The sequence below is a fragment of the Sorangium sp. So ce1504 genome (assembly GCF_051521635.1).
GTDB lineage: Bacteria > Myxococcota_A > Polyangia > Polyangiales > Polyangiaceae > Sorangium > Sorangium cellulosum_B.
The window spans coordinates 8,680,900-8,700,702 of sequence record NZ_CP150365.1; the positions used below are offsets into that span (position 1 = coordinate 8,680,900).

13 protein-coding genes are annotated in these 19,803 nt (G+C 72.5%); 7 read left to right on the forward strand and 6 right to left on the reverse strand.

The window, feature by feature from the left end:
- Window positions 1-35 precede the first annotated feature (35 nt).
- Entirely contained in the window at window positions 36-1,430 is a 1,395-nt protein-coding gene (locus WMF39_RS32645; RefSeq protein WP_437740385.1) for a sigma-54-dependent transcriptional regulator, read from the forward strand.
- A gap of 24 nt (window positions 1,431-1,454) precedes the next feature.
- Here WMF39_RS32645 and WMF39_RS32650 read toward each other — a convergent pair whose 3' ends face one another.
- From WMF39_RS32650 to WMF39_RS32660, 3 genes are all read right to left on the reverse strand, one after another.
- Window positions 1,455-2,573 (reverse strand): branched-chain amino acid aminotransferase, encoded by a 1,119-nt coding sequence (locus WMF39_RS32650; protein ID WP_437740386.1) that lies wholly within the window; start codon window positions 2,571-2,573, stop codon window positions 1,455-1,457.
- 189 nt (window positions 2,574-2,762) lie between these two features.
- Window positions 2,763-3,398 carry an MBL fold metallo-hydrolase gene (locus WMF39_RS32655; protein WP_437324003.1) on the reverse strand — a complete coding sequence of 212 codons (636 nt, stop codon included), beginning with the start codon at window positions 3,396-3,398 and terminating at the stop codon, window positions 2,763-2,765.
- Between the two features lie 186 nt (window positions 3,399-3,584).
- On the reverse strand, window positions 3,585-4,862 hold the full coding sequence (locus WMF39_RS32660; RefSeq protein WP_437740387.1) for a hypothetical protein: 1,278 nt from the start codon (window positions 4,860-4,862) through the stop codon (window positions 3,585-3,587).
- 859 nt (window positions 4,863-5,721) lie between these two features.
- On the opposite strand from WMF39_RS32660, the gene WMF39_RS32665 reads away from it, so the two are divergent.
- On the forward strand, window positions 5,722-6,810 hold the full coding sequence (locus WMF39_RS32665; protein WP_437740388.1) for a serine/threonine-protein kinase: 1,089 nt from the start codon (window positions 5,722-5,724) through the stop codon (window positions 6,808-6,810).
- Between the two features lie 40 nt (window positions 6,811-6,850).
- Here WMF39_RS32665 and WMF39_RS32670 read toward each other — a convergent pair whose 3' ends face one another.
- Window positions 6,851-8,614 (reverse strand): amidohydrolase family protein, encoded by a 1,764-nt coding sequence (locus tag WMF39_RS32670; RefSeq protein WP_437740389.1) that lies wholly within the window; start codon window positions 8,612-8,614, stop codon window positions 6,851-6,853.
- 1,229 nt (window positions 8,615-9,843) lie between these two features.
- On the opposite strand from WMF39_RS32670, the gene WMF39_RS32675 reads away from it, so the two are divergent.
- From WMF39_RS32675 to WMF39_RS32695, 5 genes are all read left to right on the forward strand, one after another.
- Window positions 9,844-11,991, forward strand: a complete 2,148-nt coding sequence (locus WMF39_RS32675) for a TOMM precursor leader peptide-binding protein (RefSeq protein WP_437740390.1) — start codon at window positions 9,844-9,846, stop codon at window positions 11,989-11,991.
- 11 nt (window positions 11,992-12,002) lie between these two features.
- Window positions 12,003-12,776, forward strand: a complete 774-nt coding sequence (locus tag WMF39_RS32680) for a SagB/ThcOx family dehydrogenase (RefSeq protein WP_437740391.1) — start codon at window positions 12,003-12,005, stop codon at window positions 12,774-12,776.
- Window positions 12,777-12,807: 31 nt separating this feature from the next.
- Window positions 12,808-13,845, forward strand: coding sequence for a TOMM precursor leader peptide-binding protein (locus WMF39_RS32685; RefSeq protein ID WP_437740392.1), 1,038 nt, complete (start codon window positions 12,808-12,810; stop codon window positions 13,843-13,845).
- Between the two features lie 189 nt (window positions 13,846-14,034).
- Window positions 14,035-15,555 carry a protein kinase domain-containing protein gene (locus WMF39_RS32690; protein WP_437740393.1) on the forward strand — a complete coding sequence of 507 codons (1,521 nt, stop codon included), beginning with the start codon at window positions 14,035-14,037 and terminating at the stop codon, window positions 15,553-15,555.
- The gene (locus tag WMF39_RS32695; RefSeq protein ID WP_437740394.1) at window positions 15,533-16,570 is read left to right on the forward strand and encodes a hypothetical protein; all 1,038 of its coding nucleotides are present in this window, start codon (window positions 15,533-15,535) and stop codon (window positions 16,568-16,570) included. The genes WMF39_RS32690 and WMF39_RS32695 overlap by 23 nt, the downstream gene beginning before the upstream one ends.
- Window positions 16,571-16,680: 110 nt before the next feature.
- Here WMF39_RS32695 and WMF39_RS32700 read toward each other — a convergent pair whose 3' ends face one another.
- Together WMF39_RS32700 and WMF39_RS32705 are read right to left on the reverse strand one after the other, a co-directional pair.
- Complete coding sequence (locus WMF39_RS32700; protein ID WP_437740395.1) at window positions 16,681-18,147, reverse strand: OmpA family protein; 1,467 nt, start codon at window positions 18,145-18,147, stop codon at window positions 16,681-16,683.
- Window positions 18,148-18,167: 20 nt separating this feature from the next.
- Window positions 18,168-19,430, reverse strand: a complete 1,263-nt coding sequence (locus WMF39_RS32705) for a hypothetical protein (RefSeq protein ID WP_437740396.1) — start codon at window positions 19,428-19,430, stop codon at window positions 18,168-18,170.
- Window positions 19,431-19,803 lie beyond the last annotated feature (373 nt).

Below are 19,803 nucleotides of genomic sequence, written 5' to 3' on the forward strand. Positions count from 1 at the left end.
CGCCTCGCGGACACGGTATGTTCGGAAGGAACGATATGAACGCTGAGAAGAGGCAGAGCTCGAGGGTGCTCGTCGTGGACGACGAGGCGAGCGCGCGCTCGGGGCTGGAAAAGCTGTTGCGCCAGGAGGGTTATACCGTCGACGCGGCGGCGGACGGCGTCGAGGCGGTCGAGGTCGCGGCGGAGCGGCCGCCGGACGTCGTCATCACGGATCTGAAGATGCCGAGGATGGATGGGGTGGCGCTGCTCGGGAAGCTGCGCGAGCAGGATCCGGCGCTGCCGGTGATCGTCGTCACCGCGTTCGGGGACGTGACCTCGGCGGTGCTGGCGATGCGGGCGGGGGCCGAGGATTACCTGACGAAGCCGGTCGACTTCGACGCGCTCCTCCTCACGCTGGAGCGCGCCCTCGAGCGGAGCGCGCTCCGGGTCGAGGCGGAGAACCTCCGCCGGCAGCTGCGAGAGCGCCAGGGCGAGGGCGTGGAGGGGCTCATCGGGACGAGCCCGGCGATGCAGAAGGTCTACCGGATGGCCCGGCAGGTGGCCGGCGCGCGGGCGACGGTGCTCATCACCGGCGAGAGCGGCACGGGCAAGGGCGAGCTCGCGCGCGCGATCCACGCGAAGGGCTCGCGCGCCAAAGGGCCCTTCGTGACGCTGCACTGCGCGGCGCTCGCGGAGTCCCTGCTCGAGAGCGAGCTGTTCGGCCACGAGCGCGGCGCGTTCACCGGCGCCGACAAGCGGCGCATCGGGCGGTTCGAGCAGGCGCACGGCGGGACGCTCTTCCTCGACGAGGTCGGCGAGATCGCCCCCTCGACGCAGGTGAAGCTGCTCCGCGTCCTCCAGGAGAGGACGTTCGAGCGCGTCGGCGGGAACGACGCCGTGACCATCGACGTGCGGCTCGTCGCGGCCACGAACCGCGATCTCGCGGCGGCGGTGCAGGAGGGCCACTTCCGGGAGGACCTCTATTACCGGCTCAACGTCGTCCACATCGACATGCCGCCGCTGCGCATCCGCGACACCGACGTGCTGCTCCTGGCGAATCACTTCCTGCGCCGGTTCGCGGCGGAGAACCACCGCAAGATCGAGGGGTTCACCGACGAGGCCCGGGCGAAGCTCATCGCGCACCGGTGGCCGGGGAACGTGCGGGAGCTCGAGAACGCGATCGAGCGGGCGGTCGTCCTGTGCGACGACGCGCGCATCGACGCGGAGCACCTCCCCATCGACGCGGCGCCGGTCGCCAAGGGGGCCCTGCGGATCCCGGGCGCCACCATGGCGGAGATAGAGCGCTATGCCATCCTGTCGACGCTCGAGGCGACGAACGGCTCGACGACGCGCGCGGCCGAGCTCCTGGACATCAGCATACGCACCATCCAGTACCGCCTGCACGAATATGGGCTGACGGCGAAGTCCAAGCGCCCACCGGCGGCGCAGTAGAGCGGGACGCGCCCGGTCAGCCGGTCAGACCACGTCGTGCATCCAGCCGTGGCGATCGGGCGCGAGGCCGTGCTGGATGTCGAGCAGCGCCTCGCGGAAGCGCGCCGCCACGGGGCCCGTCTCGTTGTCGTGGATGGAGAAGGTCCCCTCGCGGGACTTCACGGCGCCGATGGGCGTGATGACCGCGGCCGTCCCGCACGCGAACGCCTCGGTCATGCGGCCCTCGCGCACCGCCGCGCGCCACTCGTCGAAGGTGACCCTGCGCTCCTCCGCGGCATAGCCGAAATCCCGAGCGAGCTGGATGATGCTGTCGCGGGTGATGCCCGGCAGGAGCGTGCCTGTCAGCTCGGGGGTCACGATCACGGGGCGCCCCCGCTCCTCGTAGACGAAGAAGATGTTCATTCCCCCCATCTCCTCGACGACGCTGCGCTGGACGGCATCGAGCCAGACCACCTGCGCGCAGCCCTCGGCCGCGGCGTTCATCTGCGCGAGCAGGCTCGCGGCGTAGTTGCCCGCAAACTTGGCTGCGCCCGTGCCGCCCGGCGCCGCCCGGACGAAATCCTCCGAGATCCAGACCGTCACCGGCTTGACGCCCTGAGGGAAATACGCGGCCGCAGGCGACGCGATCACCAGGAAATCGTAGTCGCGGGACGCCCTCACCCCGAGCGCCACCTCGGTGGCGAACATCAACGGTCGGATATACAGGCTCTCGCCCACGGGCGAGGGGACCCATGCGCGATCCTGGCGGATCAGGGCGTCGACCGCGCCGACGAACAGATCAACCGGCATCTCCGGCATCGCCAATCGGCGGGCAGAGCTATTGAAGCGGCGCGCGTTCGCCTCCGGCCGGAACGTCTTGATGCGCCCGTCCGGCTGCCGATAGGCCTTGAAGCCCTCGAAGATCGCCTGACCGTAATGCAGCACCATCGCCGCAGGATCGAGCGTGATCGGCGCGTACGGCCGGATCTGCCCCCGGAGCCAGCCCCTGTCCGCCGCGTACGGGATCACGACCATGTGCTCCGTGAACACGCGCCCGAAGCCAGGGTTCTGCATGCGCTGCGCGCGCTCCGCGTCGCCGAGGGGATGCGGCGTGGCTAGGATCTCGAGATCGACCTTCGTGGCAGGCGCGCTTTCGGTGCTCATCGTGCTCGACTTCTGCGGCGGACAGCGGTCGACCCGGCTCGAGTGGGCCGACGCGCGTCATCGTCGCGCGGCATTTTTCGAAAGAATCCTGGCGGGATGCAAGCACTTTCTCGCGAGAAAGCACCGCGGCGACGTGGATAAGCGAGCGCGCAAGCGAGTGCGCGAGCGCGCGAGCAGGCGGGCGGCGCGTCACGACCGCAAAAAGGGATTTCTGTCGCGCTCCTCGCCGATCGTCGTGGAGGGGCCGTGTCCGGTGACGACCCGGGTCGACGGATCGAGCGTGAGCAGCTTGCCCCGGATGGATGAGACGATCGCCCGCGAGTCGCCACCCCACAGATCGGTCCGGCCGATGCTGCGCCGGAACAGGGTGTCCCCCGTGAACGCGACGGCGCCCGTCTCCGCGAGCACCAGGAACGAGACGCTGCCCGGCGTGTGCCCCGGCGTGTGGAGCACGTGCAGATCGAGCCCGCCCGCCTTCACGACCGCGCCGTCGTTCAGGTCGCCGTCGACCTCGCACCGCTCCGGCAGCGCAATGCCCAGCATCGCCGCCTGGACGGGGAGCATGTCGTAGAGGAAGCGGTCGGCCTCGTGAATGCGGGCCGCGGCGCCGGACCAGCGCTGGAGTGGCGCCGTGGCGCCCACGTGATCGATATGGGTGTGCGTGTGCACGATGGCCGCGACCTTCGCCCCGGCCTGCTCGACGCGCGCGCGGATCTTGTCGAAATCGCCCCCGGGGTCGATGACCACGGCGCCCTTGCTCACAGGGTCGACGAGGATCGAGCAGTTGCACCCCAGCGGACCGACGGAGAACGTCTCGAGCAGCACAGGGCGAGCTTGTAGCACGCGGAGCCGCGACCTCCACGCGCGACATCGTCGCCGAGGCAGCGCCGCGAGCTCCGATCGACCACCGCCCGGAGCGCGCGGCGCTGCGGCGCTGAAGGACGCGCGGAGACCTCGGATCCTCGCGGACCTCGGGTGCTCGATCCCGCGCGCGCTGGCCGCCCGAGACCGCTACTTCGGGGCGCTCACGATGGTGCCGTTCGTTCCGAGTCCGTTGGTCCAGTAGACGCGGGTCGCGTCGAGGGCGATGCCGTAGGGCGACGGCTCGCCGGCCGCCACGGCCCCGATGATGCCGTTCGGCAGCATCCTCATGACGTTCGGTGAGGTGGGGTCCGTCCAGTAAACGCCCGTCGCGTCGGCGGCGATGCCCCTCGGGTTCTCCCGGCCGCTCGCGATCACCGTCGGCTCTCCGCCGGTCTTGGCCACCCGCATCACGTTGCCGGTCCTGCTGGTCGTCCAGTAGACGTGCGTCGCGTCGACGGCGATCTCGCGCACCTGGCCTTGATCGGCCGCCAGCGTGGTGAACGGGCCTTCGCCCGTGGAGTCCTTGGGCGCGGACATCACCATGCCGCGCTCGTCGCGCACGGTCCAGTAGACGTGCGTCTCGTCGACCGCGAGGGCGTGGGTCGTCCCGCCCCCGTCCGAGATGACGGTGAACGGCCCGTTGCCGTCCGAGTCCTTCCGCGCGCGGACCACGGAGCCGCCGTCCTCGCGGTTCGTCCAGTAGACGAACTCTTCGTCGATCGCCACGCCGAACGGATCGGGCTGCCCTGCGGCGATCGCCACCGGCGCCTCCTGGCCGCCGACCCGCGCCCTCATCACCTGACCGTCGCTCTCGCCCGCCACGCCCTGGTTGGCCCAGAAGACGTGGGTGGCGTCGGCCTTGATATCGGCCGGCTGGACCTGCGCGGTGGCGATGTTGATCGCGACAGCTTCGCCCTGCGTCCACTGCCTGACCACGCCCTGCTCCCCGTTGGTCCAGAACACGACGCCGTTGGCAACAGCGAGGTACAGCGGATCCTGCTGGCCCGAGATGTGGATCGAGGTGCGGACGCACGTGCCGTCCCGGCAGGTGCCATCGCAGTCGACGGGGCAAGTGCCGCAATGGAGGGCGTCGTTCGTCACGTTGACCTCACAGCTGTTCTCGGCATCCGCGTCGCAATCGACGTAAACGTCCCCGCAGACCGGCGGCTCGTCGATGATGGGCCCCACGCCCCCGCTCCCCCCGCTCCCCGCGGTCGCTCCGCCCACGCCCGGCTCGCCCCCGGTGCCCTGGCCGCCGACGCCCGCCGCGCCCCCCGTGCCCGGCGCGCCGCCCTCGCCTCCTCCCGCGGAAGCCGTGGTCCCGGGACCGGACCCGCCGGTAGTGAAGAGGTTCGATGCCTCAGGCGTGGAGCAAGCTGCTACGGCGAGTCCGGAAACGAGCCCGAGGAGAACGGTGCGACGCATTGTGCTGTGCATGGAAACCTCCACCCATACAGGCTACACGAGCCTGTCGAAGAAACGCATCTGTGAACTTGATGTGTTTTCAAACCTAATTCGTCCGCGCACGACCGGGCACGCCTCGTGCGGATCCGGAGGAGGATGACGCCGATGCGGCGGGCGAGGGCGCTCGTGGCAGGACAGCAGGCTCGACCCCGGCGCGCGCGGGCGTGCGGGCGCGCTGGTTCGGCCGCCCCGCGCAGGCGCACGCGGCTGGAGCTCCGGCAATGTCGCTGGATCTACCGACAAGTGGTCGCGCTCCGCCGGCGACGGGCGAGCGCCGCCCAGCGCGCAACGGGCTCTCGCCACGTCGGGGCCGCGGGCGCGACTCTGCACCTCGTGCGGCCGGCGCTCCCCGTCGCGCGGCCGTGAGGCACAGGCGATGAGGGGTCTCCGCACGCCCCGGCCGGAGACACGATGAGGCAGCGCCATCAGCGCAGGAGACGGCGCAGCCTGGCGACTCACGATCACGGCGGAGCGGTGGAATCTCGAGAGAGCGCGCGCGGCCGCGGCGGTGGGTGCGATCTCTCGAAGGCCGCTCGGGAGGCTCGGCTCACGCGCGCTTCGTGAGATCCAGCCTCGGCGCCGCCCGCCCGCTCCCTCGCGAGCGCCTCGCCCCCGCGCCCAACCGGGAAGATGGCGCTGGGCGCGCAGGGGCGCTACCCTCCGGACGCCGCGTGTGTGAACGTACGATGTCATCCAGGGTGGATCCGCTGTTCCGCCGCGTGGCGCGCGGTCACGGGGGAGCGCGCGGCGCGGCTGTGCGTGCCCTGCGCTGCGGCCTCCTCGACGCCGCGCGCGAGGCTCGGCCTGGAGGCGCGAACGCATGAGCGGGTCCGTGTTCATCGCGGGAGGCCAGGCGAGCTCCGCGGCGCGAGAGCGCGCGATGACGTTCGTCGGGCGCACGCTCGTCCACCGCTATCGCCTCGAGGAGCTCGTCGCGATGGGCGGCATCGCCGCCGTCTTCAGGGCGAAGAAGCTCGCGACCGGCGAGGACGTGGCCGTCAAGGTGCTCCACCCGGACGCCGAGGAGCTGCCGGAGCTCATCGAGCGCTTCGAGCGCGAGGCGCTCGCCGGTCGCCACATCTTCCACCCGAACGTCGCGGCGGTCTACGAGATCAACCAGCTCGACGACGGCGCGTGGTTCATGGTGATGGAGTTCATCCGCGGCATCACGCTGCGGAAGCTCATCGACCAGGGCCCCGTCCCCCCGCTGCGCGCGACGAACATCGCGCGCCAGCTCGCGAGCGCGCTCAACGCGGCGCACGACTTCGGGATCGTGCACAGGGACGTGAAGCCGCTCAACGTCATGGTCCTCGACGGGCCGGAGGAGCGCGTCCTGCTCATCGACTTCGGCCTCGCCAAGGTGCCGATCGAGCAGTTCTCCATCACCGACGACGGCTCGCGCCGCTCGCTGACGAACGCCGGCGTGCTGCTCGGCACGGTGGCGTACATGGCGCCCGAGGCGGCGCTCGGCATGCGCTCTGTCGACCGGCGGGCCGACCTCTACGCGCTCGGGGTCATCCTCTATGAGATGCTCGCGGGCAAGCACCCCTTCACGGCGGTCGAGCCGTCGGCGCTGTTCGCGCAGCACCGGTCGGCCGTGCCGCCGCCGATCGCCGAGCGCTCCCCCGGCGTCGTCGTCCCGCCCGCGCTGGAGGCGGTCGTGATGCGCCTGCTCGCCAAGGACCCGGACGACCGCTTCCCCCACGCGCGCGCCGTGCTCGTGGCGCTCGACGCCGCCGTCCAGAAGATGAGCGCGCCGGACAGCGGCATCGCCCTCGCCGCCCCGTCCAGCCTCCGGGCCGCGGCCAGCTTCATCGAGCGGCGGACCTCGCGGGCCGTGATCGCCGGCGCGGGCATCGTGTTCTTCATGATCGGGAGCGTGATCGCCTGGCTGCTCGCGTCGCGCTGAGCGCGCGCGGCGTCATCGCGCGCCCGGCGTCGTCGCGCGCTCAGCGGCGCCCGGCCGGCTCGCAGGTTCCCACGGGGAGCCCTGCGAGCGCGGTGTGATCCACGCACCGCTCGCCGCTCGGGCACGGCGCGGCGCGCTCACCGCGCGGATCGCAGAGCGCTCTGCAGGTGTTCGAGGGGTCGCAGATGCTGCCGGGCGCGCACGCGAACGACGCGTCGCACGGCCGCCCGTCCGAGCCCGCGCCCGCGTTCCAGCACGACGTCGAGCCGTTGCCCCAGAACACGCAGGCAGCGCCGTTGTCGCAGTCCTGCGCGAAGAGGTCGCAGCCGTCGCCGTCGATGCAGGCCCCCCTTGTGAACGAGCCGCCATCGAGGAAACACGCGCTCCCCGGCGCGCACTCCGACGCGGCTCTGCAGGTCGCGGCGCAGACCTGGGCCGGGTTGCACGACTGCGCGGGCGCGCACTCCGACGCGGCGAGGCACGTCTCGCCGGGGCCGGCGCCCGTCCTGGGCTCCCGCGCGAGGCTCGTCTTGCGCGGCAACGCGAGCGCCTCGCGATCGAGGAGGACGCCCGACTTGTAGACGCGCGACACGCGCTCGAGCGCGCGGACGTCGGCGAGCGGATCGCCGTCGACCACGAGCACGTCCGCGAGCGCCCCTCGCTCGAGGCGCCCGAGATCGGGCCGCCCGAGCACGTCCGCGGCGCGGCGCGTGGCGGCGGCGAGCGCCTCGAGGGGCGGCATCCCGATCTCGACGAGGAGCGCGACCTCGCGGCGCAGGCTCAGCCCGTGAAAGACGCCCGGGTTGCCGGCGTCGGTGCCGGCGGCGATCGTGACCCCGGCCTGGTAGCAGGTGACGAGGTTCGCGATCGCATGGTCGCGCCGCCGCTTCACGAGCTCCAGGAAATGCGCCGTCCTGAGCTCCGCGAGCAACGAGGGATCACGCAGGGCCGCGATCACGCCGACCGGCACGTCATCGACGAGGGCGGGGTCGTCGAGCTCGGTCAGCGCTCCGTGGGCCGTGCGGTACAGGCCGTCCGCCACCGCGAGCGTGGGGACGACGACGGCCCCGGCAGCGGCCATCCTCCGCGCGAGCTCTGGTGAGATTCGGTCCTCGTCCGGGACGTGCGCGAAGAGCGTCACGCCGCCGTCGAGCGCGGCCTCGATGTCCGACGCCGCCGTCGCGTGGGCGATCACCCGGACACCCGCGGCCGCGGCGGCCTCCTGGATCGCCGCCACGGACGGGCGCGTCAGGCGCGGCAGCGGCAGCGATCCGCCCCCCTCGAGCACGATCTTGATGAAATCGGGTGCCCTCGGGAGGAGCGCCTCGAAGGCCTTGTCGACGTCGGCGGGCGAGTCGATGAAGACGCAGTAGTCGCCGGGCGGGCTGCCTTGATAGCAGGGGTGCCCTCCGGTCGGCGTGAGCAGGGGCCCGGCGGCGAAGAGCTGCGGCGCGAGGAGGTCGCCGGCGTCGATGCGCGATCGCTGCTCGAAGATGACGTGCTGGGATGAGCCGAGGTCGAGGTACGAGGTCACGCCCGCCCGGAGCATCGCCTTCGTGTGGTCCTCGAGGTGGAGGTCGCCGTCATAATAAGCATAGGGCCCGGCGACGCTCAGCGAGTGGACGTGGAGATCGATGAGCCCGGGGAGGACCGTCTTGCCAGCGACGTCCACGACCTCGCCGCCCCCGGCCTCGACGCGGGGCTCGGCGTCGCCGAAGACGACCTGCTTCACCCTGTCGCCCTCGATCACCACCGTTGCCCTGGCCGCGCGCGTGCCGTCGAACACCATGCCTCCCTTCAGCACGGTGCAGCCAGCACACCCCACCTCCGTCGCGCTGGGCGTCGAGGGGCTCTCCGCGACGCCGCAGCCTACGAGCCACGTTGACGCAGCGACGATATACAAAGCGAGACGACCCATCGCCAGTCCGAGCGAAGTACGACGCATGACACTCCGTTATCGATGGGCGCCAGGAGCACCCGAGAAGCGGCAGACCGCGTACCGGACACAGCGCACAAAAGCAATCGAATGAAGCGGCGCGCACGGCGCGGTGCACGCGCGCATGCAGCGTGCCGCGTTATCCAGGATTGTTCGTATCGAGGCGGGCGGCTCGAGGGAGGCGCTTTGTCCCCGACGGCCCTTGGGCATCTCCGGCCCGAGCGGAGGACGGCTCCAGATCGCAGGCGAGCTTGACAGAAGGGCCTATCCCGGAAGTCCAACCGCCCGGGCACACGGAGGGAGCGCAGGGAGGAACGCTCGATGTTGTTCCGGCCTTCTCTGCTGCTCCGGCGGCGATCCGGGCCACCCGGAAGAGCCGCCGGTGTGGGGCGAGCGATAGAAAAGAGCCCGTGAACGCCCTCCTTTGGCGGCGGCATCTCTCGTACTGTCCACGGATCGGGGCGCCCTGGAATGATAGGGAGTTTAACCGAGCTTCCGTCGCGCGGCGACGAGCCACCGTATTGACGAAGACCCTTTGCGTGCCTCACCTACTTGTGGGAGGCTCTGCGATGAGTGATTCGAAGATCGAAAACAATTCTCCGAAAGATCTGGACGTGACTGTGAAGGAGCTGCGCAACGCCATCGACGATTTGTCGGCCAGGCTGGACAACATGGCAACAGCGGCTCCGGCCAGTTATAACTGCCGTTGCGGCGGCTGCGGCGGCTGCGGCGGCTGCGGCGGTTGCGGCGGTTGTCGTTGCGGCGGTTGTCGTTGCGGCGGTTGTCGTTGCGGCGGCTGCGGCGGTTGCGGCGGTTGTCGTTGCGGCCACTGTAGCTAGCCCTGAGGCCGGCGAGGCCGAGCGATAGAGCCCTGGAGGGAGACGAGGAGCGCGAGAGATCGAAAAAGGCACCTTCCCGTCTCCCCCGGCTCACCACGATCGCGCGACGGTGCGCGGTCTGGTGAGTTCGCGAGTTTCTTCTCTCCTTCGCTTGTCGGGGCACAGCTCCCCGAGCACCGGGATTGGACCTCTTTACCGAAGGTGCAGGACGGCCGCTCGTCGAAGCGCCGCCGCGCTGCGCTTTCCTGGAGACCTCGCGTGGCCACTCAACTGCCCAGCTCAGCGACCACCGCTCCCTCGCTCGAGGGGACCGCCCCGCCAGCGCCGGCCGAGGCGCGCGAGAAGCTCGCGCGATCACGCGTCCTCATGGTCGGGCTCGAACCGTGGGGCGTCATCGCGGCCACCGAGCTCGCGTGTCTGGGCGTCGGCGCGCTCCACGTCCTCGACGACAGGGAGGTCACGGCCGACGATCTCGGCCCCTTCGCCGAGGCGGATCTCGGAAAGGATCGAGCGCGCTCGCTCTCCACGGCGCTGTCGCGGCTCGCCCCCGGCTGCGCGGTCACGCCCGGGACGCTGCTCGCCGCCGCGGAGCGCCCGATCGTCCAGGAGGACACCGGCTGGGACCTGATCCTCGCCTGCGTCTCCGGCGATGATCTCCTCGTCCTTCAGGGCGTCGCCCGCTTCGCTCACGCGGCGTCCGTCCTGTCGCTCAGCGCGCACCTCGAGGGGCTCGAGGCGGTGATCGGACCGGCCGTCGTGCCGGGCGAGACCGCATGCTGGGACTGCTGCCGCCTGCGGAGGCTCGCTCTCAGCAATCAGCCAGAGGCGGATCACGCGCTCCACGCGTCGCTCCTCGCCGCGCGCCCGGAGCGCCGCGGGCGCACCTACCTCGCCCCGATGCCGGCGTTCCTGGGCCACGCCGTTGCGCTTGCGGCCGTCGATCTGCTGGTGAACCGAGCCGCGTCGCGGCTCGCGGGACGGTTCATGGTCCAGGGCCTTGTTGACCCGGAGGCGTCGCTCCACGCCGTCCTGCAGATGCCCTGGTGCGCGGTCTGCGGCGGCGCCGCCGAGGCCCTCCGCACCGGAAGCGCACGTCGGGGCGCGAGCGCACACCTACGCGACGCACCCGACCCCGCGGCGCTCCGGCGGATGCTCGCCGGCGTCGTCGACGCGCGGGCGGGCATCGTCCACCGCCTCACGCTGGACGCGGCGAGCCCGGCGCTCGCCCCTGAGGCGTGCGTCACGGCCACGGCGTTCCTCGGCGAGTACACCGACGGCTCGCCGCACGCCCGCCGCTCGCGCGAGCCGCAGGCCGGCATCGGAAAGGGCGTCACAGCCGTCGAGGCCCTGATCGGAGCGACCGGCGAGGCGGTCGAGCGCTACTCTGCCGAGCTCGTCGACCGAAAGCAGCTCCTTCGCTCCTCGGTCGCCGGCATGAAGGGCGACTTCATCGCGCCGGAGCAGCTCTGTCTCTATAGCGAGGAGCAGTATGCAAAGCCCGGATTCCCCTACGCGCGGGTCGATCCGGCCGCGCCCATCGACTGGGCCCTCGGGCGCTGGATGGACACCGGCGCGCCCGTGTACGTTCCGGCGCTCCCGACCTACTTCGGCTACTGCGCAGGACACCACGCCCACTTCTGCCAGGTGACCTCGAACGGGCTCGCCGCGGGCGCGACGCTCGAGGGCGCGTCGATGGGGGCCGCGCTCGAGCTCATCGAGCGCGACGCGTTCATGATCTCGTGGCTCGCTCGCCGGCCCGGGCGGCGGATCTTGCCCGACGACTCGCTCGACCCCGAGCTGCACGAGATAGCGAGGCAGCTCGAGGAGCACGGCGCCCGGATCGAGCTGTACCTGCTCGACGCGGGCGTCTCGGTCCCCGTGGTGATGTGCGTCGGTTACGGCGACGGCAAGCGGTGGCCCGGCGCGGTGGTCTCGATCTCCGCCCACCTGAGCCCCCTCACCGCGATCCGGAAAGCCATCCTCGAGCAGGGCCAGATAGGCAATTACGCCTTCCGCCTGATGACGGGCGAACACGTCGCCATCCCCGAGCGGCCGGAGGACGTGCTCACGCTCGAGGATCACGCGGTCTACTACCTCCCCCCGAGCCGCGCCGCGGCCTTCGCCTTCCTCCGCGGGGGGAGCACGGTGACCGCCGCCGAGCTCGAGGAGCCCGAGGAGGTATCGCTGTCCGAGCTCACCCGGCGCGTCCAGGCCGCGGGGCTGCGCATCGCGATCGTGGACGTGACGTCGCCCGACCTCGCGGTGACCCCGTTCCGTGTCGCCCGGGCCCTCGGGCCCGCTTTCCAGCAGATCCACTTCGGCCACCAGCTCGCTCAGCTCGGTAATCCGCGTCTCCGTTCGATGACCCCCCACGGCATCAACCCTGACCCTCACCCGATGGCCTGAGAGAGGACACCATGGCAAGGAGCAAAGAGGCGGACATTGCGCGGCTCTATCATCTCCAGTCCTCCCACGTGAGGTCGCGACCGCTGGAGCCGCCGTTCGACGGGGATCTCCAGCCGCTCAACTTCCGCACCTACGGCGGCTCGGCGCGCACGCCGCTGCCCGGGCACGATTTCGCGATCGACGCCCCGCTCGGCGCGGTGATGGAGCAGCGGCGGTCGCATCGCGAGTTCGCCCTCAGGCCGATGTCCATCGAGGCGCTCGGGCGGCTCCTCCACGCGAGCTACGGCGTCCGTGGCACGCGAAACGTCGAAGGGGCGTGGACCTGCGATCGCCCGGCGCCCTCGGCCGGCGGCCGGTATCCGCTCGAGATCTATGTCGCGACGCAGGCCGTCGATGGGGTCCCGGACGGCCTGTACCACTACGACCCCCGTGCGCACGAGCTCGAGCTCCGCCGGGAAGGCCTCGCGCACGCCACGCTCGTGGATCTCACGGCGGGTCAGGACATGATCCTGAACACCAATGTCGTGGTCATCATCACGGCGGTGCCGTTCCGCACGATGTGGAAATACGGCCAGCGCGGATATCGCTTCTTGTGGCTGGACGCAGGGCACCTGGGCCAGAACCTCTATCTCGTCGCGACGGCCATGGGCCTCGGCCCGGTGGCGATCGGCGGATTTTACGATGAGGAGCTCAAGACCTTCCTGGCGCTGCCGGCGGAGGAAGACACCCTGTACATCGTCTGCATCGGTCAGCCCGCGCCGGCCGAGGGCCGGAACGGCCCTTAGCGTGCCTGAACCAGAAGCGTCGGAGAGCACCATGCCCAGCATTCGACTCAGTCGCTCGGCCAGCATCACGCCCACCGACGTGGGCGTCATCCTCCGCTCCGATCTCGGCACCTTCCAGCTCACCGGCCTGGACGTGAGCGCGTTCGTCGAGCGGATGGTGCCGCTGCTCGACGGGTCGCGCGACCGGGAGGCGCTCGTCGAGGCGCTCGCGGACTACTCGCGGCAGAGCGTGACGGCGTTCCTCGACCTGCTCGAGGCGCGCGGGCTGGTCGAGCCGGTGCCCGCAGAGGCGCCGTCCGCCGACGGCGAGCGGCTCCGCGGGCAGCGCGAGTTCCTCCGCAAGTGGTCGTCGGCCCCGGAGCAGGCGGCGCAGCGGATCGCGAACGCGCGCGTGCTCGTGGTGGGCCTCGAGCCCTGGGGGGCCTCGGCCGCCCTGGCGCTCGCGGGGGCGGGCGTCTCCGCGCTCCGCCTGATCGACGGCGGCGCCGTCGGCCCGCGCGACGTCGCGGTGGTCCGCGCGCGGGGGGAGGCGGCGCTCGGCGCGCCCCGCCGCGGCGCGGTGGCCGCGCTGATCCGCGAGCACGCGCCGCTCTGCCGGGTGGACGAGAGCTCCTCCGCAGCGCTGGAGGGCGACGACCTCCTCCCGCCGGAGGGGCGCCCTCACCTCCTCGTCGCGGCGGTGCGCGGCGACGACGCGGAGCTCCTGGAGCGCGTCGCGCGGTTCGGCCATCGCGCAGCGATCGCCTCGCTCTTCTCGCACCTCGCGGGGACGACGGCCGTCCTGGGCCCCCTCGTCTTCCCGGGGAAGACGGCGTGCCGGATCTGCGCGACGACCGAGGCGCTCAGCCCCTCGCCCGCGGCGCGCTCGCTGGCCGATCCCGCGCCGCACGCCGGCACGATGGGTCAGCTGCTCGGCCACCTCGTGGCGATGGAGGCCCTCAAGGTGCTCTCGGCGTACACGCCCTCCAGGCTCGGGGGCAGGTTCCTGATCCAGGACCTCGCGACGCTCGAGACATCGCACCACACGCTCGTGAGGTTGCCCTGGTGCAAGGTTTGCGGCGAGGGATGACGCGGGGCTGGAGGTGCTCTAGCCTGCGGCCGTGAAGAGGCCTCCCCTTCCCGCCGCCTCCCGCATCGCCGACGCGCCCGCCGCCGGCGCCCCCAGGCAGCCGGACCGCCGGTCGGTCCTCGACCGGACGGACGTCTCGCGCGCGCGGTCGCGGTCGACGCCGCGCGCCCATGGCCCGGGCCTCGCGCCATGATCGGTCGAACCCTCGACGACCGCTACACGATGCTCCGGCTGCTCGGCCAGGGCGGGATGGGCGCCGTCTACGAGGCCCGGCACGCGGGCACCGGCCGCCGCGTCGCGGTGAAGGTCATCCTCGGCCAGGCCGCGGACGACGAGCTCGTCCGCCGCTTCCAGCGCGAGGCGCGCGCGGTCGGCGCGGTCGAGTCGGAGCACATCGCGCAGGTGTTCGACACCGGGCGCGACCGCGAGACCGGCGCGCCGTACATCGCTATGGAGTTCCTCGAGGGCGAGGACGTGCAGGCCCTCATCGAGCGGCTCGGCCCGCTCCCTGTCGATCTCGCGCTCCGCATCGGGCTGCAGGCGTGCCTGGGGCTCGAGCGCGCGCACGAGGCCGGCATCGTCCACCGCGACATCAAACCGGCCAACCTGTTCCTCGCGAAAAAGCAGGGCGGCCAGCGCGTGATCAAGGTGCTCGACTTCGGCGTCGCCAAGGTGACGGACAACAGCCTCGGCAACGGCGGGATGACGAAGAGCGGCGCGCTCCTCGGCTCTCCCCTCTACATGTCGCCCGAGCAGGCGCGCGGCAGCGGCGCCATCGACGCGCGCTCGGACGTCTGGTCGCTCGGCATCAGCCTGTACCACGCCCTCTCGGGCCATCGGCCCAACGAGCACCTGACCGGCCTCGGAGAGCTCGTCCTGGCCATCTGCACGACCCCGGTGCGCTGGATCCAGGAGATCGCGCCCTGGGTGCCGCCGGAGGTCGCCCACGTGGTGCACCGGGCGCTGGTGATCGATCCGGCGGGCCGCACCGCGAGCGCCGGCGAGCTCGCGGCGGCGCTGCGCGCGTTCCTGCCGGGCGGCGAGGCGATCGTCGAGGCGATGCTCGTGCCGCTCGACGCCGCCACGCGCGCGTCGCGCGCGTCGTTCGGCGCCATCTCGGCCCCCCCGCACGCCTCGAGCGCGCCGTTCGGCGCTGCGCTGACCCCGCCGCGCGCGTCGGCCGCGCCATTCGAGGCCGCGGGGCGCTCGTCAGGCGGGCAATCCGGACCGTATGCGCTGTCGGCCACGGCGCCCGCCACGAGCGTGCGGCTGTCGAACCGCCCCGAGCGTCCGGCGTCGCGCCCGCCCGTCGCCCTGATCGCCGGCGGCGTGCTGGCCGCTGCGCTCACGGGCGGGGCGGGCGTCTACCTCGCGGTGCGCAGCGCGCCGCTGGCCGCGCCCGCGCCCTCGGCCGAGCCGGCCCCGCCTGCGCGCGCCGAGACCGAGCCGCCGCCTCCGTCCGCCGGCGTCGAGGCCAGGCCGACGCCGTCCGCCAGCGCCGAGCCGCCGCGCGCCGATACGCCCGTGGATCCGCCGGCCGCGGCCTCGTCGACGCCCGCGGCGCTGCCCTCCGCTGCGACGACCGCGCGCGCCGCCGCGTCGGCGCCGGCGAGCGCCGTCGCTCGCCCGCCCGCGCCGAGGCCGTCTGCGGCCAGGCCGCCGCCCCAAAGGCCCCCGAGGAATGACGATGACGAGACATCGAGGAAATAGCCGCGTCGCGTGGTGTGTCGCCGCGCTCCTGTCGCTCTCCGCGGGGGTCGCCCGCGCGGAGCCGTCCGCGGACCAGGCGGCCGCGGCCGAGGCGCTCTTCCGCGAGGGGCGCGATCTCGTCGCGCAGGGCAAGCTCGCCGATGCCTGCCCCAAGTTCGCGGCGAGCCAGCGGCTGGACCCGGGCTACGGCACCCAGTGGAACCTGGCGGACTGCCTCGAGCGGCTCGGCCGCACCGCGAGCGCCTGGGCGGCGTTCCGCGAGGCGGCGGACATGGCGAGCCGGGCCGGCCAGGCGGACCGCGAGGCGAAGGCGACCCGCCGCGCGGCCGATCTGGAGAAGAAGCTCGAGCGCCTCGCGATCACGGTGACCACGCCGGCGGACGGCCTCGTCGTGAGGCGCAACGGCGCTGTCCTCGACGCCGGCGCGTGGGGCGCGCCGCTCCCCGTCGATCCGGGCAAGCACCGCGTCGAGGCGACCGCGCCCGGCAAGAAGCCGTTCTCGGTCGAGGCGCAGACCGCCGGCCCCGGCCAGGTCGTCACCGTGGAGGTCCCGCCGCTCGAGGACGACCCCGCGGCGACCGCGGCGACCCCGCCGCCCGGCGCGCAGCCCGGGCCGCTCGCTGCGCCGCTCCAGCCGGCCGCGGGCGGCGACGGAGACAGCGGCGCGGGCACCCGCCGCACCCTCTCCTTCGTGGCAGGCGGCGTCGGCGTCGCCGGCGTCGTGACCGGCTCGATCTTCGGGCTGCTCGCCAGCTCGCGGTGGAACCGGGCCCAGGACGATCACTGCCGGACCGAGACGCTCTGCGACGCCCGCGGCGTGGCGCTGGTCGAGGACGCCAAGAGCGCCGCGAAGCTGTCCACCGCCGGCTTCATCGTCGGCGGGGTCGGGCTCGCGGCCGGCGTCGCGCTGTTCGTGACGTCGCTCGGCGACACGGAGCCCGCAGCGGCGCGGATCGTTGTCGCGCCTGCCGTCGGCACGACCGGCGGCGGGCTGGCGATCCACGGCCGCTTCTGACGCCCGGCAGCGCCCAGCGCCACGGCGGCTGGCCCGCGGCGGCCGGGCCCGCCGCGGGCCAGCCGCCGTGCCCGGGAGGGCGCGACGCGCCGCTCCCGGGCGGGCGCGCCTCACTCGTCGATCACGAACTCCACGCGGCGGTTCTTCGCGAGGCTCGCCGGGTCGGTGCCCTCGGCCACCGGCCTGTCCGACCCGAAGCCCTCGGCGGTGAGCCGGCCCGGGCTGACGCCCTTCTGGATCAGGTACTTCCGGACCGCCTCGGCGCGCTGCTCGCTCAGCTCCTGGTTCAGCTCGGGCGTGCCGGTCTCGTCCGTGTGCCCCTCCACCCGCAGCCGCTCGATCTCGGGGTTCGCCTTCATGACGAGCGCCACCTGGTCCAGGGTCCTGTACGAGTCCGGCTCGAGCTCGGCCGAACCGGTCCGGAAGCGAATGGTGTCCCGGATCACGAACTCGCCCTGCTCGTACGCGACCCGCGGCTCGCCCTTGTCGGGGCAGCCGTCGTCATCCTCGACGCCGTTGATCGTCTCCTTCTCGTCCGGGCACTCGTCGTCCGCGTTCGGCACGCCGTCCTTATCGTCGTCGGCGTCCTCCTCGGGGCAGCCGTCGCTGTCGTAATCGGCGTCACGATCCTCCGGGACGTCGGGGCACTGGTCGCGCTCGTCGTCGACGCCGTCGTGGTCCCTGTCGTGCGAGGTCGGCGTGTACTTCACGCCCGCGAACACGCGGAAGATCGGCACGCCGTAGCCGGCCAGCGCGCCGATCCCCGGGCCCGCGGTGATCTCCCACTCCTCGCTCGGGTTGATCTTCACGTAACCGAGCGCCTCGAGCGGCGTCTCCTCCTCGTTGAGGTTGTCCGCGGCGATGCCGATGCCGCCGTTCGCCTCGGCGCCGATCTCGACCTTGCCGTCGATGCCGCCGAAGCGGTAGCCGAGCGCCGCGGCGTACGTCAGCTCGCTCGCCGCCTCGACGTTCGCGTACGTCGTCCCCTCGCGGATCGCGACGCCCGCGTTGACGCCGAACCTGAGGCCGGGCGCGAACCGGTGATCGAGCACGATGCGCGGCCAGAACACGACGTTGCGCGCGCCGCCCGCGAAATCTCCTGTGTGCGTCGGGACGCGCAGCTCGGCCACGAGACCGAGGCCGATGGAGTCGCGGTCGTCGAGCAGGCGCAGCTTCGGCACGAGCCGGATGTCGCCGAGGCCCGCGAACGACGGAGAGCCCTCGCCCGACTGCGCGAGGAAGAACGGGATGTCGAGGCCGAGCGCGAACGGCTCGGCGATCGTGACCGACGCCATGAGATCGGCACCCAGACGGCCGCTCACGATCTGGCTGCGCACTTCGCCGTCGCCCGTCGCGACGATCAGCGGGTTGCGCGCGTAGTTCAGGAACAGCCCGAACGCCCATGGATCGCCGGGCTCGCGGACGCCGGAGCCCTCCGTGACGACGAAGGCGTCGTGGGTGACGGCCGGCTTGAAGCGCTCGACGTCGATGTCCGTGCTCTGCGCCGACGCGGGCGTCGCGGCGGCGAGGACCGCGCAGGCAGCGCAGGTGGTGGCGGCGAGGATCGGTGCGCGCATGGTTCTCCTCTTCATCGGCTTCATCGGCCGGCTCCGGGTCCGCGGCGCGGGCGCCTCCGCAACCGGAGCGCGAGCCCGCCGGCGGCGAGCAGCGACAGGGCTCCCCCTCCGTACGGCGCGGGCCCCGCCGCGCAGGCGCAGGCGCCGCCCTGGACCGCATCACCCGGCAGGAGATCCGGCTCGCCCGGGCCGCCCGCGCCGCTCGACGCCCCGCCGTCGACGCAGCGCCCGGTCGGCGCGCAGCGCAGGTCCGCGCCGCACTCGGACGAGCCCGGCGAGCACGGGCCGCACTGCCCGCTGACACACACGAGGTCGCCGCACTGGGCGTTCGACGTGCAGGTGTCCCCGGGCGTGGGGACGCACCGGTGGTCCGCGGAGCAGTCCTCGTCCGCGTCGCAGTCGACATCGTCGACGCACGACACCGGCAGGATGCAGTCGCCGTCCACGCAGATGCCCCTGCCGGCGCAGTCCGCGTCGCGCGTGCAGCCGGAGGGCGGGACGATCACGTCGGGCACGCGGTCGCCGTCCGCATCGCCGGCCACGCACGGCGCGGAGAGGCCGATGTCGAGATCGCCCGGCCCGAGCGCCGCCGCGTCGTTCACCGACCGGAAGTACAGGTTCGCCTCGCACGACACGCCGACGCCCACGATGTCGAGCGCGATGGATGCCTGCGCGTACCCCCGCGTCGCGTCGTTGATCAGCAGGGGGTCGAGGTCCGTCCCTGCCTCGGTCGCGACCTGCGCGTCCGTCACGTCGAGGGGCTCGTACCGCCCCGACGCCCCGGAGAAGGACCAGACCCTCACGAGCGTGCCGTCGCCCTTCACGCCGAGCACGACCTCGTAGCCGCCCGGCGACCCGTCGTTCGTGAACCGGTCGTCGATCCCCGCCGTCGCGGCGGTGCCGCCGGTCTGCCGGTTCCTGTCGGTGTCGATGAACACGAAGAGCGTCGCCTCCCCGCTGATCGCGGCCGTCTCCGACACGTACCCGCGCACCCAGAACCGCCCGTCGGCGGCGACCGCGTACGCGGAGCGGAAGTCGATCGATCGCTCCGGCGCGTCGAAGGTCTCGCCGTCGCCCGCGACGTCCTCTTCGCCGTAGGGCCACCGCGGCTCCCCGGTCCTGTCGATCGCGACGATCTCGTCGAGCACCGGCGTCGTCCGCCCGCCCGTCCACGTCTGAGCGGACGAGCTCCTCGGAAGGAGCGCGACGCCGAGCGCCGCGCCTACAGCCAGCGGCGCGGCCCACGAGCGCCCCCGCGCGCACCCATCTTTGTGTTGTGCCATGGCGGGGAGCATCCTCGCACAGGTCGCTGCAACCCTTACAAATGAAAGGCGATTCGCGCCCAGAGTGCGCAAGGGTGCGCGCCTGCAATACCATGCATCCACACCTTCGTTCGCGCGCGAGCGGGAAGCGGGAGAAGCGCTCACCGTCGGTGCGATGTCGATGCGCTCACCCTCCGTGCCGATTGGGCAGCTGATCATCGCTCCTCCCTCCCCGCGCGCACGAGGCGCGGAGAGCACGGTAGCGGGCGATCGCGCGCGCCGGAGGCGCGGCGGCCCCGAGCGCCGAGCGACCGTGACGCGGGCGACCGAGCGCCCCTTCTTTTCATCACCGAGCGGCTCGCCGGGGCCTCCGGCGCGATCACCTGGCTTGGCC